The 21,087-nt window shown below is 40.1% G+C and carries 20 protein-coding genes and 1 pseudogene; 8 read left to right on the forward strand and 13 right to left on the reverse strand.

All coding sequences use genetic code 11. The annotated features are described in order from the left end of the window. Positions 1 to 64: 64 nt before the first annotated feature. From FTV38_RS18120 to FTV38_RS12140, 10 genes are all read right to left on the reverse strand, one after another. Positions 65 to 187: a hypothetical protein gene (locus FTV38_RS18120; protein ID WP_257224018.1), complete on the reverse strand. Its 123-nt coding sequence runs from the start codon at positions 185 to 187 to the stop codon at positions 65 to 67. Positions 188 to 343: 156 nt separating this feature from the next. Beyond that, positions 344 to 607, reverse strand: coding sequence for a YdcH family protein (locus tag FTV38_RS12100; protein WP_180002890.1), 264 nt, complete (start codon positions 605 to 607; stop codon positions 344 to 346). 69 nt (positions 608 to 676) lie between these two features. Next, positions 677 to 1,015, reverse strand: a complete 339-nt coding sequence (locus tag FTV38_RS12105) for a chaperone modulator CbpM (protein ID WP_078189792.1) — start codon at positions 1,013 to 1,015, stop codon at positions 677 to 679. 10 nt (positions 1,016 to 1,025) lie between these two features. After that, positions 1,026 to 1,988, reverse strand: a complete 963-nt coding sequence (locus FTV38_RS12110; protein ID WP_180022610.1) for a DnaJ C-terminal domain-containing protein — start codon at positions 1,986 to 1,988, stop codon at positions 1,026 to 1,028. A 141-nt stretch (positions 1,989 to 2,129) separates the two neighbouring features. Continuing rightward, positions 2,130 to 2,594, reverse strand: a complete 465-nt coding sequence (locus tag FTV38_RS12115) for a DUF2147 domain-containing protein (RefSeq protein ID WP_078192815.1) — start codon at positions 2,592 to 2,594, stop codon at positions 2,130 to 2,132. A 188-nt stretch (positions 2,595 to 2,782) separates the two neighbouring features. Continuing rightward, positions 2,783 to 3,247 carry a DUF2147 domain-containing protein gene (locus FTV38_RS12120; protein WP_168377964.1) on the reverse strand — a complete coding sequence of 155 codons (465 nt, stop codon included), beginning with the start codon at positions 3,245 to 3,247 and terminating at the stop codon, positions 2,783 to 2,785. Positions 3,248 to 3,531: 284 nt separating this feature from the next. Next, complete coding sequence (locus FTV38_RS12125; RefSeq protein ID WP_373683024.1) at positions 3,532 to 3,984, reverse strand: DUF2147 domain-containing protein; 453 nt, start codon at positions 3,982 to 3,984, stop codon at positions 3,532 to 3,534. Positions 3,985 to 4,229: 245 nt separating this feature from the next. After that, positions 4,230 to 5,105: an Hsp33 family molecular chaperone HslO gene (hslO, locus tag FTV38_RS12130; RefSeq protein WP_078189788.1), complete on the reverse strand. Its 876-nt coding sequence runs from the start codon at positions 5,103 to 5,105 to the stop codon at positions 4,230 to 4,232. Positions 5,106 to 5,155: 50 nt separating this feature from the next. Beyond that, positions 5,156 to 6,997: a monovalent cation:proton antiporter-2 (CPA2) family protein gene (locus FTV38_RS12135; protein ID WP_180002891.1), complete on the reverse strand. Its 1,842-nt coding sequence runs from the start codon at positions 6,995 to 6,997 to the stop codon at positions 5,156 to 5,158. A 79-nt stretch (positions 6,998 to 7,076) separates the two neighbouring features. Continuing rightward, positions 7,077 to 9,299 (reverse strand): primosomal protein N', encoded by a 2,223-nt coding sequence (locus FTV38_RS12140; RefSeq protein WP_180022602.1) that lies wholly within the window; start codon positions 9,297 to 9,299, stop codon positions 7,077 to 7,079. A 150-nt stretch (positions 9,300 to 9,449) separates the two neighbouring features. Here FTV38_RS12140 and gspF point away from each other — a divergent pair, with 150 nt between their 5' ends. The 4 genes from gspF (at position 9,450) to FTV38_RS12160 (ending at position 12,319) form a co-directional block, all read left to right on the forward strand. Further along, a complete protein-coding gene (gspF, locus tag FTV38_RS12145) occupies positions 9,450 to 10,655 on the forward strand; it encodes a type II secretion system inner membrane protein GspF (RefSeq protein ID WP_078189785.1) in 1,206 nt (401 codons plus the stop codon). 36 nt (positions 10,656 to 10,691) lie between these two features. Then, entirely contained in the window at positions 10,692 to 11,129 is a 438-nt protein-coding gene (gspG, locus tag FTV38_RS12150) for a type II secretion system major pseudopilin GspG (RefSeq protein WP_180022603.1), read from the forward strand. A 283-nt stretch (positions 11,130 to 11,412) separates the two neighbouring features. Beyond that, the gene (locus FTV38_RS12155) at positions 11,413 to 11,748 is read left to right on the forward strand and encodes a hypothetical protein (RefSeq protein WP_180022604.1); all 336 of its coding nucleotides are present in this window, start codon (positions 11,413 to 11,415) and stop codon (positions 11,746 to 11,748) included. Between the two features lie 232 nt (positions 11,749 to 11,980). Next, positions 11,981 to 12,319 carry a tRNA-binding protein gene (locus FTV38_RS12160; RefSeq protein ID WP_180007254.1) on the forward strand — a complete coding sequence of 113 codons (339 nt, stop codon included), beginning with the start codon at positions 11,981 to 11,983 and terminating at the stop codon, positions 12,317 to 12,319. 83 nt (positions 12,320 to 12,402) lie between these two features. On the opposite strand, the gene lnt is transcribed toward FTV38_RS12160, so the two are convergent. Beyond that, positions 12,403 to 13,962 carry an apolipoprotein N-acyltransferase gene (gene lnt, locus FTV38_RS12165; RefSeq protein ID WP_180022605.1) on the reverse strand — a complete coding sequence of 520 codons (1,560 nt, stop codon included), beginning with the start codon at positions 13,960 to 13,962 and terminating at the stop codon, positions 12,403 to 12,405. After that, positions 13,959 to 14,798 carry an HlyC/CorC family transporter gene (locus FTV38_RS12170; protein ID WP_078189781.1) on the reverse strand — a complete coding sequence of 280 codons (840 nt, stop codon included), beginning with the start codon at positions 14,796 to 14,798 and terminating at the stop codon, positions 13,959 to 13,961. Before FTV38_RS12170 ends, lnt begins: the two co-directional genes overlap by 4 nt. A gap of 200 nt (positions 14,799 to 14,998) precedes the next feature. On the opposite strand from FTV38_RS12170, the gene tusA reads away from it, so the two are divergent. The 4 genes and pseudogenes from tusA (at position 14,999) to FTV38_RS12190 (ending at position 20,656) form a co-directional block, all read left to right on the forward strand. Further along, positions 14,999 to 15,256: a sulfurtransferase TusA gene (tusA, locus tag FTV38_RS12175; RefSeq protein ID WP_180022606.1), complete on the forward strand. Its 258-nt coding sequence runs from the start codon at positions 14,999 to 15,001 to the stop codon at positions 15,254 to 15,256. Between the two features lie 134 nt (positions 15,257 to 15,390). Next, positions 15,391 to 17,955: pseudogene (locus tag FTV38_RS12180) on the forward strand (type VI secretion system Vgr family protein); the annotation flags it as partial. 1,213 nt (positions 17,956 to 19,168) lie between these two features. Next, complete coding sequence (locus FTV38_RS12185; RefSeq protein WP_180022607.1) at positions 19,169 to 20,041, forward strand: hypothetical protein; 873 nt, start codon at positions 19,169 to 19,171, stop codon at positions 20,039 to 20,041. Between the two features lie 222 nt (positions 20,042 to 20,263). Beyond that, entirely contained in the window at positions 20,264 to 20,656 is a 393-nt protein-coding gene (locus FTV38_RS12190; protein ID WP_180022608.1) for a hypothetical protein, read from the forward strand. A 185-nt stretch (positions 20,657 to 20,841) separates the two neighbouring features. Here FTV38_RS12190 and FTV38_RS12195 read toward each other — a convergent pair. Next, positions 20,842 to 21,087: transposase family protein (locus tag FTV38_RS12195; RefSeq protein ID WP_180022472.1), on the reverse strand; the 246-nt coding region annotated here is incomplete at its 5' end.

Raw genomic sequence — 21,087 nt, forward strand, 5'->3', positions numbered from 1 at the left:
TACGGCATTGGGCGTATTGCAGTAAGTGTTCCACTATACGTCCCGTCGGCATTTTTGACGATGGTCACATCACCGCGTGAATATCCTGTTTGGTCATCCATGGTTTTTCAAATACTCGTTTATCACTGGCATGCAACAGACCGCTGAAACTGAGTAATGCTCCAAATAGCACATGATGTATTTGCATGATGAATCCTTTGTCATGATTTTATTGTTTTTTAAAAATCTGCAGTACAACGCGATTTGACCGATCCTTATGGTCTTAGTAATTCAATTGTGTAGCCTCGTGGGTTGTACTGCGAACGACATGCATCATGAAAAATCCCCTATACGAGTCGATATCTCAAGATATATCATCATTTTCATTACTTTTCAGTAAGCGATAAATTTCATCTTTTAGCTTTAATTTCTTACGCTTAATGGTCTCAATATCCGTGTTGTAGTGATTAACAGGATCTAATTCCAATTGAATGATTTCGCGATCCAACTCATCATGTTCTTCAAAGATCCGCGCAAAATGCGGATTTTCATCACGTAACTGAGTGACCAAATCACGGTACTCAGGAAACATGTTTTTGACTTTTTTATTGCAATCTCGTGTTTTCATGGTTGTCGATCATTTCCTCTACAAGAAAAAAGAAAAACGCCCTGCAGGACAGAGCGTTCACGAATACATTTAGTGCGAATGAAGCTGTTGGTGTTTCACTTGGCGACGTAGTTGTTGGACTTCATCAATCAGGTCGAGCATCATGGCGACCGCAGTAAAACTGGCATCGAAATCTCGTTGAAGCCGATAGGCACGCCGTGCGCGAGATATATCATCGCCAAAAAATTGATGAATCCTGTCTTCTGAACGGCTAGGCAGAATATCGTATTCGAGTAGTTGCAGAACCCATTCTGGACTTTGCCCACAGGCAGAGGCAAAGTGTTGTAGATCAAAACTACTTTTTTCGTCTACGATTTCAGTCTGTTTACATCCGTCACAGACAATTTCACGATAATGAATTGTTGTCATGGTGCTCTCCTTAAGACTGTCGTGGATTAAATGACGGAAAAGCTTGAGCAAAAGCCGCATAAGCTTGTTGCTCTTGTTCTGTTTGTGCAGCTGGTATCACTATATTTAAAACCAGGTAAAGCTGTCCGGGTGTTTTGTTTGGTATCCCTTTGTCCTTTAATCGTAGCTGCTGTCCAGTACGCGCATTTTTAGGAATCTGTAGCTCTAATGTTTTGCCATCAGGACTGGTAAATGCAATTTTTTGACCCAATGCTGCTTCCCAAGGACTGATATTCAGTTGTTGGAAAATATCAGCACCTTCTACACGGGTTTGCTCGGTTTGTTTATACAAAATTTCAATGTATAAATTACCAGCAGCTCCACCGTTATAGCCAGCTTGCCCTTGGCCCGAGAGTCGAATTTGTTGACCTGATTTCATGCCTGCAGGAATTTTGACTTGTAGGGTTTTACGTTGAACTTCAGGCTCACCATGGGCATTTAAGCTCGGAATCTGCAAGGTGATATTCTGCGTTGCACCATGAAATGCGATTTCTAAATCCACTTCTAAACTGGCGTGTTGGTCTTCACCACGGAAGCTCTTGGTTTGGCGGTTTGCACGTTGATACTGATAGTCACCGCCACCAAAGCCTTGCCCAAAACGACCAAACAAGTCTTCAAATCCACTAAAGTCCGCATGCTGACCATCAGTCGTCGATTGGCGATAAAACTGAGATTGGTCAAAACCACCTTGGTTGCCAGCATTAAACCCAGCAAATCCTTGAGGATGATCGAGTTCAAAATCGTATTGTTTTTTCTTTTCGGCATCACTTAAAGTGTCGTATGCAACATTAATCGCTTGCATACGCGTTTCGGCATCAGCTTCTTTGCTGACGTCAGGGTGATATTTACGCGCCAATTTTCGATAGGCTTTTTTAATTTGATCTGCCGAAGCATCTCGGGCGATCCCTAAAGTTTGATAGTGATTGTCTGGCATACTCTCTGTATAAATATTAATCATGTTTTAATCAATATAGAAGGGTTCATCAAACTGTCATAGGGGCAAACTGCAGCATATTGTTTCAAAACATGACAATAAAAAAGCCTCACGAGGAGGCTTTTAAAAACACATTTAAAATTAATATTTTATCCAAGTGACACTACGACCAATCACAGATACACCAACATACCCACGTATAGTTAAATGTTTTCCTGAAGCACTAAGTCTTGCTTTGCCTTTATAGATTTTTCCACCAATCGGGTCCAGAACTTTACCGTTTTGGAATTCACGTGGATTTTTTGGATCTTGTTTAAAGTCCCAAATAAATGGCAAGCCGATAAAAGGTTTATTTTTCAATTCACCTGGGCAGTTCGAGCAGACGCCCATTTTTTCAGTGCCAGGGACATTGCGTGTGGTGACAATGATGCCTTCATAGCTTCCATCGGCTTTTTTGCGAATTTCAACGTCTGCACGTGAATATCCGGTGCGGTCATCGACAGTTTTCCACTTACCCACTAGCGGATCGGTTTCCGCAGCGATTGACAATCCTGACAAAGTGCTAAGTAGTATTCCGGCAAATAATTGTTGATATATTTTTTTCATTTCATCCCCTGAAAATTCAGAATTGTGTTTTTAGAGTAAGTTGCCTAATTTATATATAAAGCCCTACAAAATCAATGTGATGGTTTGTGATGTATTTGGCAGATTTTTTTAAAACACTGCTTTAATATGGAGTTTTTACTCTAATTTTTAAGTTAAAAAAGGCCTTTAATGATTTAAAGGCCTCGTGCTTAGTTTTTGACCCAAGTGACATTGCGTCCAATTGCAGAGCCTTCAGTACGACCATTGATGATCAAATGCTTGCCATTATTCATCAAACGAGCGCGTGCATTGTAGTGCTTGCCTGATTTGGGATCGAGCATCACTCCACCCACAAATTCATTGGGCTTTTCTGGATCAGCGCTTAAGCCGCTTAAAGTGGTTAAACCGACCATGGGTTTATTTTTCTGAGCACCGGTGCATTGCGTGCATGTCGAAACATTTGCTGTTCCGGGTACGCTTCGGCTTTGGATAATGGTGGCCGAATACAGGTCATGCTTATCTTTGCGAATCACCACATCGGCAAGGGAATATCCTGTTCGATCATCAATGGTTTTCCATGTCCCCACTAAGGGGTCAATCGCTGCAAAAGCAGAGGATAAACTGCAGATGGAGAACATGCCGAACAGGATAGAAGGGAGGAATTTAACAGCCATATAATTACCCACATTACACAAAAAGCGGATGCCTAAAACTTAAAGGCATAAAAATATTATGGGTTTAATGTAGCCTGAAATAATATGAATATTCTAGTGATTTTTTAAGAATTGGTATTTATATTTTGAGCCAAAACATGAACGAGTTGGCGCTAAATGAGGTTTATGCTGAACGTCTACGCACTAGTAAAATAGTCGGAATTCATCTCAAAGTAGATTATTATCGGCATGATGAACTCGTCTGGAGTTGAGTTCATCATGCCAATGAAAGCCAAATGGCGACTTTAGTTGACGCGGATCCAAGATACCGTCCGGCCGAGAAGCGTGGTTCCAACATAACCTCGAAGTGTCAGGACATTGCCGCGCGCATTCAATTGCCCTTTACCTTGATAGGTATTGCCTGAAAGTGGGTCGATCACCTTGCCATCGGTATAGGCATTCTCTTTTGCATTATGTTTAAAGCCAGAGAATATCGGTAAACCAATTAAGGGGGCATTTTTGAGTTTACCTTCGCATTTTTCACAAATCGTGGTGACAGGGCGGTTGGGGATGGCATGCACTTTGGTGATTTTACCGCTATAGCTGCCGTCTTTTAATTTGGTGATTTGGACTTCAGCACGAGCATAGCCTGTTTTGTCATCTATGGTTTTCCATGTCCCGACGAGGTCTGCTGCATGTGCTGTCATTGGGCCAAAGCAGAACATGGCTAAAGCAATAGCGAGTGTTTTGAGTTTCATATTTTATCCAGTTTTTTACATTATTTTTCTATTAAAAAATAAAGCTTTTTTGGTTTTTTTGACTTTATTTCTGGCGCGATTCTACTCTAAAAAAAATTGATCGCAAATACAGCTGATCATATTGAGGTTCTAAAGTTCGCAACCATTCGACTAAGCGGAAGAAAGTAGTAGGTCTAAATTTTGCGGGGACAACAAAAAAGCACCCCGAGGGATGCTTAGATTTAGGCTTTTAATCATGCAATGATTTAGCTGAGGTGTTGACCAAAAAGGGATAGAGCTTCTTCTGCCGTAAAAGTATATTTTGTATTACAGAATTGGCAGTCCATTTCAATTGGGTTTTGAAACTCTAGAGTTTCACGAACTGCAGCAACACCAATTTGTTCAAGTGCTGTCGCACAGCGTTCTTTTGAACATGTGCAGCCAAATTTTAAGGCTTCAGTTTCAGGTAGACGAACTTCTTCTTCGTTATATAAACGATATAAAATTTCGTTTGCAGATAAAGACGTTAACTCTTCTGCTTTTAATGTCTCGGTCAGCATGGTTAAACGTGGCCATAGATCTTCATCAACTCGGCGTTGTTCTTCTTCGCTGTTACGCGGCAATAACTGGATCAGTAAACCACCTGAACGGCTGTTGCTGCTTGCTAAGACGATGCGTGTCGGGATCTGTGCAGATAGATCATAATATTGCATCAAGCAACCCGCTAAAGTCGGTTTGTCTAAAGGTACAATCCCTTGATAACGCTCACCAAATTCAGGCTCGATATTAATGAAAAGTACTGGGTTTACCAAGGCTTTGAGTACCGTGCTGCTGTCTTCAGCGGTTTGAAAGTGCGGGTCTTCTTCATAATCTGCAAGTGCGCGAACTTCACCGAGATGATTACATTCCGCCATTGCCCATTTAAAAGTGCCTGCAGCCTGAATTTGTAAGCTAATACGACCTTTAATTTTTAAGGTGCTGGCCAACAAGGCAGTCGCGCTGAGCATTTCACCCAAGAGAATTTGTACAGCAGGTGCATAGTCACGCTGTGCAAGAATCGTTTGTAGAGCTTCTTCAAGATGAACCACTTCTCCACGAACAGGGCTATCTTCAATAAAAAAGCGTTGGCGTAAATCTGACATAAAATTCTCCATAACCCTGCTTTAATGGTGACGATATTGTAAAACACAAGTCATTCATTATCATCTCTTGTGACATCAATACGATGACGTTGTAGACTGCGTTGTAAATCAACACCTGTAGGTTTTTCAAGGGCTTGCGCATCGCTTTCAAACAAATGTTCCAGTTCAGCTAAAGCGTTACGATGCGTTTCATAAATTTTTTGTTCATCGGTATAGATTTGCTGCTGTTGAGTCAGCAGTTTTTCATCATAATCACGGAACAATTCGATACTTTTATAGGCATCTTCATCGCTGATGCCTAAGTCGCACAGCATGTGATAGGCCATTCCTAAAGACGATAAATAGGTTTCACGCCAAATATGCTCAATCCCCAAATCACGCAGCAGATGCACCTGATGACGGTCACGCGCACGGACCAATAATTTTAACTGAGGGTAATTCAGGCGAATATGACGCGCCACGTTCATCGAGTCTTCAATATCATCTATGGCAAGGACGAACACTTTGGCATGTTCAATGCCCGCAGCGCGTAAAATATCTGGTTGTGTGGCATCGCCATAATATAGATGACCACCATAATTACGTACGAAATCGACTTTGTCTAAGTTGCTATCAATGGCGGTAAAAGACAAATGCTGTAAATGCGCCACACGAGCAATGATTTGTCCAAAACGTCCAAAGCCCGCAATAATCACAGGATTATGTTCATCCGGAATGTCGTCATATTCGGGGATGGTTTTTGGATTAAAACGCGGCAAAATTTGTGATTGTATTAACCAGTACAACATAGGGGTCAACACCATCGACAAAGTGACGATGAGGGTTAATGGCTCCAAAATGGCTTGCTGTACGACATTTTCACTTTTCGCCACACTAAAGACTACAAAGGCAAATTCACCGCCTTGAGCCAAACAGGTCGCCAGTAAAATACTGTTGCGCCATGAATTTTTAAGATAACGCGCAATCGCGGTAAGTGAAGCCATTTTGATGAGCATCAGTGCCAACGCACCACCGATAATGAACCATGGCATTTCAACGAATAATGACAGTTCCGTGGTCATGCCCACGGTCATAAAGAACAGACCAAGTAAAAGCCCTTTAAATGGAGCAATACTTGCTTCGAGTTCATGGCGGAATTCCGAGTCTGCCAATAGCACGCCCGTCAGAAATGCTCCGAGTGTGGTACTGATGCCCAGTACATCCATCAACACCACGACACCCAGCACAATAAATAAGCCAACAGCAGTGATCAGTTCATGCGCGCCACTTTTCGCGACGAAACGGAAAAAAGGCCGCATTAAGTATCGACTAAATAAAAATAAGCCTGAAAAAGTTGCAATGATTGCAGCGAAATAGGCGATTCCGTGATGTGATGATTCTGTTCCTGCGAGCAGGGGGATGACTGCAATCAGGGGAATTGCGGCCATATCTTGAAACAGCAAAATCGAAAAGGATTGTTGCCCATAGGTGGTGTTTAATTGCTGTTTTTCACTCAGCATCTGCAAGACAAAGGCAGTAGAGGAGAGTGCCAGAGCGAAACCGATAACGATACTGGCTGCAATGCCTTGTTGTAATGCAAAAAAACTGCCTAGCGCTAAAAGCAGACCGGTCAGACCGACTTGTAAACTCCCCATGCCGAAAATAGAACTACGCATACTCCATAGACGCTGTGGACGGAGTTCGAGGCCGATCAGGAACATCAGTAAGATCACGCCAAACTCAGCGAGATCTTGGATCGCTTGGGGATCACCGGCAATGTTAAAGACATCGGGGCCGAGCAAAATACCAGTGAACAGATATCCCAATACCGTTGCAATACCAAAGCGCTTGAGCAAAGGGACAAGCAATAAGGATGCGCCAAGGAAAATTGTGATCTGTAACAGTAGTGACATTTACTCGTCCTAGAGTTGTGTTTTTGGTCGAAAGTTGCAATTCAGTATGACTGATATTTTCAGACTGAATTGTACGCGTTTAACTGAGTTCCTGTGGGTCTATATCGAGGCTCAATTTCATATTTGATGGCTTGTTATGCAAGATGTTTTGCCACCAATAACGCAGATAATAATGTAAGCGCGCACGATCTGTAGACAGTAAAACCATGTGGGATTGATAACGTCCCGCTTTGCGCTCCATCGGGGCAGGAATCGGCCCCCAAATGTCAATAATTCCAGCAGAGTCCTGACGCAGCAATTGGGCATGTTGCTGTAAAAATTCAGTATTGAGTTCTTGGTTTTTGGACTCACAGCGCACCAATGCGGCATAGCGAAACGGTGGCATTTGTGCCATTTCCCGTTCTTTCATGGTTTCTTTGGCAAATTTTCGATAGTCCTCATTGACCAAGATATTCAAAAGCGGATGGTCGGGTCTTAGGGTTTGTAAAAACACATCGCCTTTACGTTCACCACGGCCGGCACGCCCAGTGACTTGTACAATGAGCTGTGCAGTACGCTCGATGGCACGGAAGTCCACACTCAGTAGACCTGAATCGATATCTAAAATCGCCACCAAGGTGACGTAAGGGAAATGATGTCCTTTGGCCAGCATTTGTGTACCGAGTAAAATGGCAGGTTCGCTTTTTTGAATCTTGTCATAGATTTTTTGCCAACTGCCGACCCGACTGGTGGAATCACGATCGACCCGTATAACGTCATGCTGCGGAAATAGCTCATTTAGGCTTTCTTCAACCTTCGCTGTACCCATACCCACGGATTTCAGTTCTTGGTGATTACACTGTGGACAATGCTCTGGCATACGGTGAATGGTGCCGCAGTGGTGACAATGTAGGTGTTGATAGGGTGTGCGGTGTACCGTGAAATTGGCATCGCAATGTGGGCATTTAGCTTGCCATGCACAACTTTCACAAATCAGTACAGGTGCATAACCCCGGCGGTTTAAAAACACCAATACTTGCTCTTTTTTTTCAAGCCGTTTACGGATTTCACCAATCAAAAGTTGGCTGATTCCATGCTGTTTCTGTGCCACTTTCAAATCAAGGATGTGCATTTTCGGCATGACCGCGGTGCCCGCACGTTGGTTCAATTCCAGTACGGTCATTTTGCCTTGTTTCGCCAGTGCATAGCACTCGATACTAGGCGTGGCAGAACCTAAAATTACAGGGCATTGTTCCAGATGCCCACGGTAAAGTGCGACATCCCGAGCGTGATAGCGAAAGCCTTCTTGTTGTTTAAAGGACAGATCATGCTCTTCATCAATCACAATTAAACCTAGATTCGGCAGTGGGGTATAAATTGCAGAACGCGTGCCTAAGATAATTGACGCCTTGCCCGTTTGCGCAGCTTGCCAAGCTTGCATACGTTTTGAATCGTTCAAACCCGAATGTAGTAGAGCAATATTGCAATGAAAACGTGATTGGAAACGGCTAATGGTCTGTGGGGTGAGTCCAATTTCAGGTACCAAAACCAAGACCTGTTTGCCTTGCTTAAGAACCTCTTGCATGATTTGTAAATAGACTTCGGTTTTACCGCTGCCGGTCAGACCATCAAGTAAAAATGCCTGATATTGATTACGCGCCTTTAACACCCGATCAATGGCTTTCTTTTGCTCAGGATTTGCAGTGAGTGGCATTTGCGCCATGCTCATGGGCATCGGGCTAAAGTCCTGTTCCGCCAAGACACATTGGCAGATGCCTTTTTTCTCTAATGCTTTGAGTGTCGCGGTTTCCACACCTGACAAATTTAAAAGATTTTCACCTGTGCCTGTGGGATGTAATTTTAGTATTTTATACGCCTCTTGTTGACGCTCTGAACGTTTAATTTTGGCTTCAGCATTATGGTCAATCAGATTCCATGTCCGTGCCAATAAATTATAGGGCTTTCCTTGGCGTAACAGCGTCGGAAGGGCACTTTGCATCACTTCACCAATCGGAAATTGGTAATACTGTGCAGACCATGTCAATAAATTTAAAACTTTCTCATCTAAAATGGCACGATCATCAAGAAGTTCGGTAATGGCCTTGAGTTTAAATCTTGAATCGAGTGGTGCATCGGGAGCAATTTTTTCCACGATGATACCGGTCAAATTTTGCCGACCAAAAGATACAGCAACGCGTGCACCTACTTCAGCTTGTTGGTATTGCTCTTGGTTTAAGCTGTAATCGAAGCAGTCGTATAAATATACCGGAACGGCGACTCGAACGCGGTAAATAGGTGTTGCAATGCTCGCTGAATTTGCCATAAAACGTGGATAAGTTCCTGATTAAATTTCGTCGTGATCGTAAAGGAGTTGTGTTAGAGTGAGCTCATATTTTATATCTAAGAATATGAATGATTTTGATGGTCAGACGCAACTGCGCTGATAGAAATTTTGGAAAATTAGAGCATTACAATGCCTGCATATCAGTTTACTGCCATAGACGCTTCAGGGAAGCAGCAGAAGGGTGTACTTGAGGGTGATTCTGCGCGTCAAATTCGTCAACAGCTCAGAGATCAGTCACTCATTCCAGTTGCTGTCGATCCGATAGAGCAAAAAGACAAACACGCGCAGCAGCGCTGGTTTCAAAAAGGGCTGAATGCCTATGACTTGGCTTTATTGACTCGCCAACTTTCAGTTTTGGTTGCCGCTGCGATTCCATTAGAAGAAGCGATTCGTGCTGTGGGAAAACAAAACGAAAAAGCCCATGTACAAAACCTGTTGATGTCGGTGCGTTCTAAAGTTTTGGAAGGGCATTCTTTAGCCAACGCACTACAACAAGCGGGACGCTTTCCTGAACTGTATATTGCCACGATTGCAGCAGGTGAGCGTTCAGGTCATCTCGATCTCATTCTCGACCAACTTGCTGATTACACCGAAAACCGCTTCGCCATGCAAAAAAAAGTGCAGGGTGCGATGATTTATCCCATCATCCTGATGTTAATGTCTTTCGGTATTGTGATGGGACTCATGACCTATGTGGTCCCAGATATTGTCAAAACCTTTGACCAAAGCAAAGATGCCTTGCCGTGGATAACGGTCGCTTTAATGAAAGCCAGTGATTTTATTCGAATGGCCTGGCCATTTTTATTGGTCGGTAGCGTAGTTTCGATTTTTCTCTTGGTTCGATTCCTCAGAACAGCGGCGGGACATTATGCCTTTGACCGATTGACCTTGAAATTACCATTATTTTCCAAACTGTCTAAAGGCATTAATGCCGCTCGTTTTGCCAGTACCTTGTCGATTTTAACCAAGTCTGGCGTGCCTTTGGTCGATGCTTTAAAAATTGGCGCAGCGGTCAGTAATAATTGGGTGATTCGAGATTCGGTCAACCTTGCGGCAGAGAAAGTAACAGAAGGTGGTAATTTAGCAACACAGCTTGAGCGAAGTGGTTATTTCCCACCGATGATGGTACAAATGATCAAAAGTGGTGAAAGTTCAGGCGAATTAGATCGGATGCTAGAACGTGCGTCGACGATGCAAGACCGAGAAGTGACGACTTTAATTTCAACTTTATTGGCGTTGCTTGAACCGCTGATGTTGGTATTTATGGCGAGCATTGTACTGGTGATCGTGATTGCTGTGATGCTGCCAATCGTGAATATGAATAATATGATTTAAGACATTCGAACAATGATGTGAACAGAGATTTGTAACATGCAAGTGAAGACAAAAAATATGAAGCAACAAGGTTTTACTTTAATTGAAGTGATGGTGGTCATTGTCATTTTAGGTGTTTTGGCTGCGCTGATTGTACCGAACGTGATGGGCCGTGGTGAAAAAGCCAAAGTCGATACTACGGCGATTACCTTAAAAACTGTGGCAGGTGCACTAAAGCAATACAAAATTGATAATGGTAAATATCCATCGATGCAAGATGGTGGTTTAAATGCCTTAATCACTAAGCCAGAATCTGCAAAAAATTGGTTACCAGATGGATACTTAAATGGGCAATATCCAAAAGACAGTTGGGACAATGACATTCAATATGTGATTCCCGGTTCTGAAGGCCGTCCTTATGATCTTTATTCATTTGGTGCGGATGGTCAGTCTGGCGGTGAAGAAAATGATGCCGATATTTACTATAAACACTAACTGAGAATAATTATAAATTCAGTTTTAATGGAATTAATCACTTCACTTAATAGGATGTTTCAATATTGAGTGAAGTGATAATAAATCTTAATTATAAAATTAATATTAAGTTGTTGAATTTACTTTAAATAACATAATATAAAATATGTGATATTTATAATAAGAATTATTCCCAATTTTATTGATTACAATAATCGTAAAATATGAATAAATATAGGCTTTTCATTTAAATAAAACCGAGCATAATATCTTTTATGGTACTTTTTTAGCCATGGAGGATAGTATGAAAGCATTATTATTAACGGATGAAATTAACCAATTTCATTGGTCTATGCTGAAATCTGTTCTTTTGATTTTAAGTATTCTGCCGATCAGTCAAGGCATTGTGTATTTATGGCAAAGCACTGAGGGCAGTAGCCAAATTATGGTGGGCTTCTTTGCCATGAGCTTAATGAGTTCATTACTGGCTTTAAGTTTTTGGTCTGCATTAAAAGCGACTGTGGCAAATTTAAAACAAGAACATGCATCTGCCATCGAACAAATGGTTGTTCGTCTTTATCGATATATTCCAATGGTGTCTTTAGCTGCCATGCTTTCCTATTTAGTAACGAAGTTATAAACCACAATCAAACCTTCCAAACTGGAGCTTGCTCCAGTTTTTTTATGTCCCGTGCAAATGAACAGTTAGCCTACATCAAAGCGTACATCAATTTGATACGTTTTCTAAGAAGACCTTGCTTTGTCCGTTTTGACGCATCGAATGTCTGCTTCACATATCGTCAGCCTGAATGAAATTTTTATAATGCATAGATAGTCAGATGAAGTACAACAAAGAAAAGCAAGAGGAAAAGATGCAACAGATCGATTGGCAAGATTTTTTGAAAGTTGAATTACGTGTGGGGAAAATTGTACAGGCGGAAGTCTTTGAGCAAGCACGTAAACCTGCGTACATTCTTTATGTGGATTTTGGAGAGGAACTGGGCATTAAAAAGTCCAGTGCACAAATTACACAACTATATCAGCCGGAAAATCTATTGGGAAAATTGGTCGTTGCCGTCGTGAATTTTCCAAAAAAACAAATTGGTCCGATCCAGTCAGAGTGTTTGGTCACAGGTTTTCATAATGCAGAGGGGCATGTTGCTCTTTGTGTGCCTGATGCAGAGATTCCCCTAGGCACCAAGTTACTTTGAAAAAGTAGGGTGAACTGGCACCCTGAAAGTTTATCAATAAAAAACCGAGCTTTGGCTCGGTTTTTTGATCTTTTGTAGCGGAATCAACGGCGTGATTTAAAAGAAATATCAACTTTACGCGGGCGATAAATCCAACCGAGAACCAATAACAAGAATGAGAAAATCAACACAGGCCAATCACTTAAGCGAGTGTAAAGTGTTTCGCCTTGCATGGCAGGTAAATCACCACGCAGTACTGCATCTTTATCCATCGGTGCCTGTTTCACAATGTGGCCATTATGATCAATAAAGGCGGTAATCCCTGTATTGGTTGCACGGATAAACCAACGGCCATTTTCTTTGGCACGCATTTGAACCATTTGTAGGTGCTGATGCGGGCTCGCTGTTCCAGTAAACCACGCGTCATTGGAAATGGTCACGAGATAGTCACTTTGACTGGCATTACGGCGCGTTAAGTTGGGATAAGCCACTTCATAGCAAATCGCCGCACCTAAATCATGACCTTTAACATTCAAAGGTTTTTGGTTGTTTGCACCACGTGAAAAACCACTCATCGACGGGTCATTTTGTAAGGCTGGCAGTACCCAACTTAACATCCCTGAAAGCGGAATGTATTCACCAAAGGGGACTAGACGTTGCTTCTTGTATAGACCTGAAGATTCATCACCAGTTGCCATGATGGTGTTGTAATACATAGGGTGTTGGTTTTGCTGTGATTCTGTCAAGTCCCAATAGGGAATACCTGTCACCCAAGCCGTGCCTGTTTTATTGGCTTGGACTTTCATCGCATCTAAAAACGGCTCAATATCGGTTTGGAACATTGGAATGGAGGATTCTGGCCAAACAATGACATCACGCCCCCATTCGGTCCGACTTAATGACGCATATTTCATTAAGGTTTGAGCTTGGTATTCTGTTAACCATTTTAAATCTTGTGGAATATTGCCTTGAATTAAGGAAACACTCAGCGGTTTTTCATTTTTAGGCTGAACAAATTGCAGTTGTGCTGCACCCCATGCACCGAGCAAAACAAGGACAGAGGGAACAATCCAAAAGATGCGTTTACGTAGGATTTCAACCAAGGCACAGGCCAATACAATGACCGCAAAAGATACCCCAAAGATCCCGAATAATGGCGCATAGCCATCGAGGAATCGTTCAGTAAAGGTATAACCTGCAAACAGCCATGGAAAACCGGTAAAGACCCAAGTTTTACTCCATTCGAAAAACACCCACAGTGGCGCAAAGGTCAGAGGTGTTTCTGGAAAGAAGCGGCGGTAGAGCCAACTCTGAACTGCGGTAAACAGGCCCATCACAATCGCCATAATGGCAATCATCAAAACACTGAGTGCTGAATTGGTATCACCATAGACATGGATCGAGGTATACAGCCAAAAAGCCCCGACAAACCATAAGCCAAAGCCATAAGCTAGACCAATGAAAAACGATTGTTTAGGGGCACGCTGACTTAAGCAAGCATACAGCAGGGCTGGAGATAAAATTGCCAACCACCAATAATGATAAGGTGCCAGCGACAAGCTGAAGATGGCACCTGAAAATAATGCAATCAGCAAAGGATAGATGAAAGGTAGCTGTTTTTTTTGTTCTGAGTGGTTTAGCAGCTTATCAAAGTAGGTTCTCATTTACGGACAGCTCGGATCAGATGAATAGTACGTGCATCTGCCTCCAAAATGGTAAATTCCCAGTTTTCAAGTTCAATCACTTGACCTTGTAAATCACTGACCAAGCCCATTTCTTGTAGCAGTAAGCCGCCCACAGTTTCTACTTCATCATCTGAAAAATCAGCATCTAAAAGATTGTTAAAGTGTTCAATTGGTGTAAGTGCTTGAACCAACCATGTATTTGCACTTAACGGGTCTTCATCTGGAATGATAAATTGAGCTTCTTCATCGACTTTGTCGTGTTCATCTTCAATTTCACCCACAATTTCTTCAAGAATGTCCTCTAAAGTGACTAAGCCTGAAGTTGTGCCATATTCATCAATCACAACAGCGATATGGGTTTGGGTATTTTTTAACATACGTAAAACTTGGTCAGAACGCGCGCTCTCGGGTACAAATAAGGGTTGACGCATTAATGCACGAATATCGACTTTGGTGGTCGGTTCTGTCAAAAATGGCAACAAATCTTTGGCCAACAAAATACCGACAACATTGTCTGGCTGGTCTGAGGAAAAGACTGGGAAACGTGAGTGTGCAGATTCAACAAGTACATGCAAAATATCTAATAGCTCATCATCTTCTTGTAAGCTGATCATCGCAGTACGGGGGGTCATGACCTCGCGGATTTTAGTTGCAGGTAAGTCGAGTACCCCTTCGAGCATGGCAACTGTATCGGGTTCTAAGAAGCGACGTGAATCTTGTACCAATTTCAACAGTTCGTCACGGGTTTCTGGTGCAGTGCCCAGCCATTTACGTAAGCCGCGCATGCCCCACGACGGGCCGGATTCCTCTTGCATGATCTTTCCTAAAGACTCTTAATATCTAATAAATGATGATTTTATCATACCGTAGAAAATACAGTTGTCTATTGTTAATGTTGATCTAGATGATGAGCGATGAAGTCATTTTAAGACGTTATCATCTGCATTTTTCAAGCTAACATTCGGTCGTCAGGATTATGCTAAAATAGCCCTAGATTTTAATACTGAGTTTTCTAATGTCTGAGCCTTCTGTGTCCCCATCAATTCAATTAAACACCCGTGGCTTACGTTGCCCTGAGCCTGTGATGATGTTGCATCAAGCCATTCGTAAATCAAAATCGGGCGATATTGTTGAGGTTTTTGCAACAGATAATTCGACCTCTTGGGATATTCCGAAATTTTGTATGCATTTAGGTCATGAGCTTTTGCTTCAAGAAGAATGTCTTGATGAAAATGGAAATAAAGAATTCCATTATTTGGTTCAGAAAGGTTAATTTAAGAGATTGTAAAAAAATAATAATTATTAAGATGTTACATTTTTATTAATAAAATAGGCTGGTCAAGTCTGATGGCTAGCCTATATCATTCGCTGCATAATTATACAAAGTTTAAAAAACAGACTTTTAAAATGTTAAATTCGATTGCTCTTATACTTGAAAAATTAGGCTTATCCGCTCAAAAGCGTGCCATACATGCGCAATTTTCCAATCCTGCTTTGAATGACGAGCTTTTTATTCAACGTATTGATGGGGAGCATGTCTTAAACCAAGGCCTGCAAGCGACCCTGATTTGCTTATCCACCAATGCATTGATTCCGCTGAAACAATTTATTGGTGTACAAGTTGCTGTTGATCAAGTGACAGATCAGGGCGAACTCTTCCGTACCACGGGTATTATTACAGAGGCGGCCCAAGGGCAGAGTGATGGTTCACTCACCCTATATAAACTCAGTTTAGAAGACGCAACTTCACTGTGGCATAAGCGCCGCAACAGCCGCGTGTTTATGAACAAATCGGTGCGCGATGTCAGTGAAACTCTCTTTAAAGAATGGCAAAGCAAAAGCCCACTCTTTGCATCCAGTCTAATGCTTGATTTAAGCGGTTTAAGCCAAAACTATGATGTACGACCTTTCATCATGCAGTCGAATGAAAGCGATTATGATTTTTTAACGCGACTTTGGCGCAGTGAAGGCATTAATTGGCTCATCGATGAAGCTCAGCTGAAAGTGTCACATTCCTCAGCGCCAATTGAAAAACAAAAACTCCGCCTGATTGATGACAATAGCCAATATCAAGCACTCAGCCGTCGTAGTATCCGCTTTCATCGCTCTAGTGCCACTGAAAAACAAGATAGCATCACCAGCTTGATCGGTGAACGCAGCATTCAGCCGACTGCGGTCCACGTACAGCGCTGGCAAGCCGATGGACTCAGCCAAGAAGAAGGCGCAGGTTCAGTTCAAAGCAAACATCAGCATAGCCAAAGCCAAGACAATGCCAGTTTAAGTTTGGAACAAGCATGGCATGTCAGCCCTGCATGGATGCAAGACTTAAAAGGCGAAGACCAAGCTACCGCTTCATCCAATAGCCAAATTGAAAAACTGAATCAAAACCTAACGCGCTATCACGAGCTACAATCAAAAAAATTCAATGCACAATCGACCGTGCGTGATACCCAAGTGGGTTATTGGTTTGAACTGAATGAACACCCTGAAATTGATCAACATAGTGGTGCAGACAAACAATTTTTAATCACAGAAAAGAAATTCTATAACCAAAATAACTTACCCAAAGACCTTACTGAACAAGTCAATCAACTGATTGAACAAAGCCACTGGAACATTAAACCGATCCATGAACAGGCCGAGCGTCAGGCCAATCAGCTCACATTGCAACGCCGCAATATTGCGACCGTTCCTGCATATAATCCACTCGAACACCGTCCAAGCACCCATCCGCAACGCGCTAAAGTTGTCGGGCCAAGTGGTGAAGAAATACATGTCGATGAATGGGGACGAATCAAAGTCCGCTTCTTATTTACCCGTGGAGATGACCACAGCCATGATGGCGGTGCAGGCAGCAATGACAATGACACGGACTCTGCATGGGTAGATGTACTGACTCCATGGGCCGGTGAAGGCTATGGCGCACGCTTCTTGCCACGCATTAATGAAATCGTGGTCATCGATTTCTTTGACGGTAATATCGACCGACCATTTGTGGTGGGACGTATACATGAAGCACAGCGCAGTCCGACCCAATTTGATAGTAAAGGCAAACTGCCAGACACAAAAAAACTAGCGGGAATAAAAAGTAAGGAAGTCCAAGGTGAAGGCTTTGGACAACTACGCTTTGATGACACGACTGGACAAATCTCAACACAATTACAAAGTACCCATGGCGCCACTCAGCTCAACCTAGGGAACCTCAGTCATCCCAAAGAAACCGCAGAAAGTGAGGGAAGAGGCGAAGGTTTTGAACTGAGAACCGACCAATGGGGCGCGGTGCGTGCAGGTCAAGGGTTATTGGTTAGTACACACCCACAACAACAAGCAGCAGCAATGCACCTCGACGCACAAGCTGCAAAAGATCAAATCGAAGCCAACTTAAACAGCAGTAAAGCTTTAAGTGAAGTGGCGAAAAATCAACAAACTGACCCACTTGAAGTCTTGGATAATTTAAAAAACTTCCTTCGGCAAATCGAAAAAGGCAGTAAAGAAAAAGCTGATGCCTTTAAACAAGCCTTAATGATTTTATCTGCACCAAACTCAATTGCTGTAAGTAGTCAGGAAGATGTTCATCTTTCAGCAGATGGACAGATCAGCCAAAGTGCAGGGGATAGCATCAACCTCAGCAGTCAAAAATCCTTAATTGCCCATGCACAAAGCAAGATCAGTCTATTTGCAGCACAAGAAGGCTTACGAGCTTATGCAGGCAAAGGCAAAGTTGAAATCCAAGCCCAAGGAGATGGGGCAGATCTGATTGCCCGAAAAGGTATTCAAATTATTTCCACAGAAGATAAAGTTGAAATCAAAGCGAGCAAAAAAATTGTTTTAGTTGCTGGTGGTAGTCAGATTGAGATTAGTAGTGCGGGTGTATTGCCTACTACGGCTGGTAAGTTTGAGGTGAAGGCAGGGCAGCATAAGTTTGTGGGAGGGAACAAGATTCCCACTTTGAATGTAAATTTACCTGCACTGAAAATCAAAGAAAATTCAGTGAGCGAATGTCCTATAAGGTTAAAACAATCAAATTCAAATACCGAATATATATCTAATGCTGAGTCATCCACGGCGTTGAATGATTCAGCATTACATGGAAATAGTTGTTCATCTTTATTAAAACCAATTAGTATAGTTGATTATCTACCAGAAGCTCTTTCTGGGAAAATTGTAGATACGGATGAAAACGGAAATTTAATATCAATAGGTATAGAAAAAAATGAAACTTTAGAAGATGGTTATGTTGACTATTATGAAAATTCAAAGAGGTATAAAGTCAAATTTTATGATTATTCAGAGATAAGCCAACCATTTGATATTAAGTTTGATCCACTTAAAAACCTCTTAACAGTAACAACAAAGATATCTTTTAAAGGAAAAAAGCGTGTCTTAGTTGACAATAATAACCAGATAGTTACTAATAAAAGTGGTATAGAAGTAGAATTACCATATGATTCTAGCTTAGATTTGCAAAATTCCATGTTTTCTTTTGAGGATATAGAAATTCCATATAAAGATTGGTTTGACTTTAATAAAGCTAAATCTGAAATTGAGAAAATTTTAAATAAAAATAATTTTTATTTATATCCGAAAAACTGTGCTCAATCAAAATGTACGTGTAAAGTTCCAGTTTGGTTGGAAGTTGTAGAAGCACAAGATGGTCATGAGGTTAATATATACAAATTAAGTACACGTGCGGATTCAAGTAATTGGTCTATAAATGCTACAGCAGAATACGAAGCATCGAAAAAACAGGTAACTGATTACTATCAAATTTATGAATTTATTGAAAACTCAACTTCATTAACTGATTTTCAACAATATGACTTCGGATGTTGGAAATTTGAGCCAAGTTGGATGTCGAATAATATACATGCGCATGAATCTGGTCATTTATTTAATTGGCCAGATGAGTATTTTGCTTATGGGGGAGCAGTAAATCAAAGATATACTTTAGCTACAAGTAATCCACCATATCAAATAGATCTTAAGATTGCAGAGCCTGCAGATTTTTGGAAAAGAAATTCAAAAAATAATTTAATGGGTGAAGGAACTTTAATTAAAAATCCACAAATGCATGAATATTATCTGCATCAAATTCGAGATTGGTTTGAAAAAGAAACAGGGATTAATTGGGATGTTAAATCTTAAATTTATAATGGTTTCAATTTTATTTATGAGTACTGTATCAATGGCGAAAAATAATCAAGAGTTTTACACGAGTACATATCCAAATTATTGGGGTAATCCTCTTATAGAAAAATTTTGGGCTAATAATGGTAAAGAATTTTATTTGAAAAATTCTACAGTAGATAGAATAGGTAGTAAAAATAATAAAATAAACGGAGTCGGTTTGATTGTTAAAAGCTTAACCGAAAAAGAGGTTGAAGATTATGACAAATATGGAAAAAAAATTTTCTTGCTTAATAAAAAATATGATGTCAAAAGTAGTAAAGATAAGAAGCTAAATTTTAGATTTTTTGAAATTTCAGGTGAGAATACTGTTTCTTCAATACTTTTTAATTCAAAAGACAGTAATGGGCAGGAAGTTTTAAAATGGTTTAATGAAAAAAAAATAAATTTTATTAATTCCAGTGAAAGTAAAATGGAAATAGGATTTAAAATTATTACTAAAATAAAAAAAAGTGAATCTAATTATGTTTTAGAATTGATATTTGAGAATTTATCTGGGCAAGATATATTAATCACTGGGGTTAATGATTGGGAGGTGAGTAATGAAAATAGAAGAAGTAAAATAATATCAAATTTAGTGATTAGGGATGGTTTGAATGCATCTTTTAAATTTAGTTTGAATAAATATAATTTGATAGAGAAAAATGAGGATTTATTAAACAATCTAATATTACCTGGGAAAATGAAAAAAAGTATTCATTTCAAGTTAGATAAAAATGAAATGGATAAGCTAGAAGAATATCAAAAAATTATAGATGATGCAGAGCTAAAATATTATGTTGTTATGGATCTTAGAGTGCTATCGCCAAGTATTATTGCAGGTGATTTTCATTATTTAACTAGTTTGAATGAATTTATTTATTCTAAATGAATTGCATGTCGTATATTTGGTTTTTTCATATTTTTTTGTGCAGGGGAATTGTATTTTTAATGTTTGAAGTAATAATTTTGTAGGCGGAATTTTATTCTGATTTTTTAATTATTTAAACTTTCTTGCAATGGTTTTTGTTGATATTGATTTTTTAATTTTATTTAGTGGGTTTGATTTTAAAAAAATTATGTATTTTATTTTTAATAAATAAATTGAGCTATGATGAATTTTGTTGGTGTTTTTAGATTGTTATTTATAGTGCTCATTAGCTCGCATGTATATGCTGATGACGAAAAAATAGCATATTTATACGAGAAAAATAAACAAGCGCTTTTTTTAGGTGGGTGTAATAGGGGAGTTTTTCCATTTAATAGTACTGATTTTTCTAACATAAAAGATCTAACCTTAAAATATAAGTTGGAAAAAATTCATCGAAATTATGAAGAGCCTACATCGTTTAATTTTCTGATCGAAAATAAGGAAATTACAATGTACGGTGGAGGAGATGAAGTTGTAAGTAAGCTTTGTAATATGGAAAGTTCTAGAGAAATTAAAATTAATTATTATAAAATTGAAGGGTCTAAAAAATTATATTACTATATAGATGAAATTTAAATTTGTATTTAGGCTTAGTGAGGTTATTTCTTTTAATTATTTATAAAATATCTAAATCTAGTGGATATAAAATAATACATTGATAATTATTTTAAATGAAATACTTATGAAATTCATTTTTTATAGGAATTAGTTTTTTTGTAATAATATTTATTTAAAGAGTGTGATTAGATTTCTTTCATAAGTCATTTTTCACTCAGCTCCAAGTTATAAATTCCAGCAATTAGATTGAATCTCAATGCTAGTCTTTTGCCTCGATTGCGATATCGCTCAGCAAGAATTTTGAAGGTTTTCAAACTGCCAAATACATGCTCAATTCCAATTCTTCTTTTATTGATTTCCTGATTATAGATTTTTAGTTCGGAATCCAGTTTACAGTGCTTCTTTGCTTTTAATGGCAACAAGCTATTCGGATACACTGTATAAATTCC

The organism is Acinetobacter sp. YH16044, from assembly GCF_013417145.1.
GTDB lineage: Bacteria > Pseudomonadota > Gammaproteobacteria > Pseudomonadales > Moraxellaceae > Acinetobacter > Acinetobacter amyesii.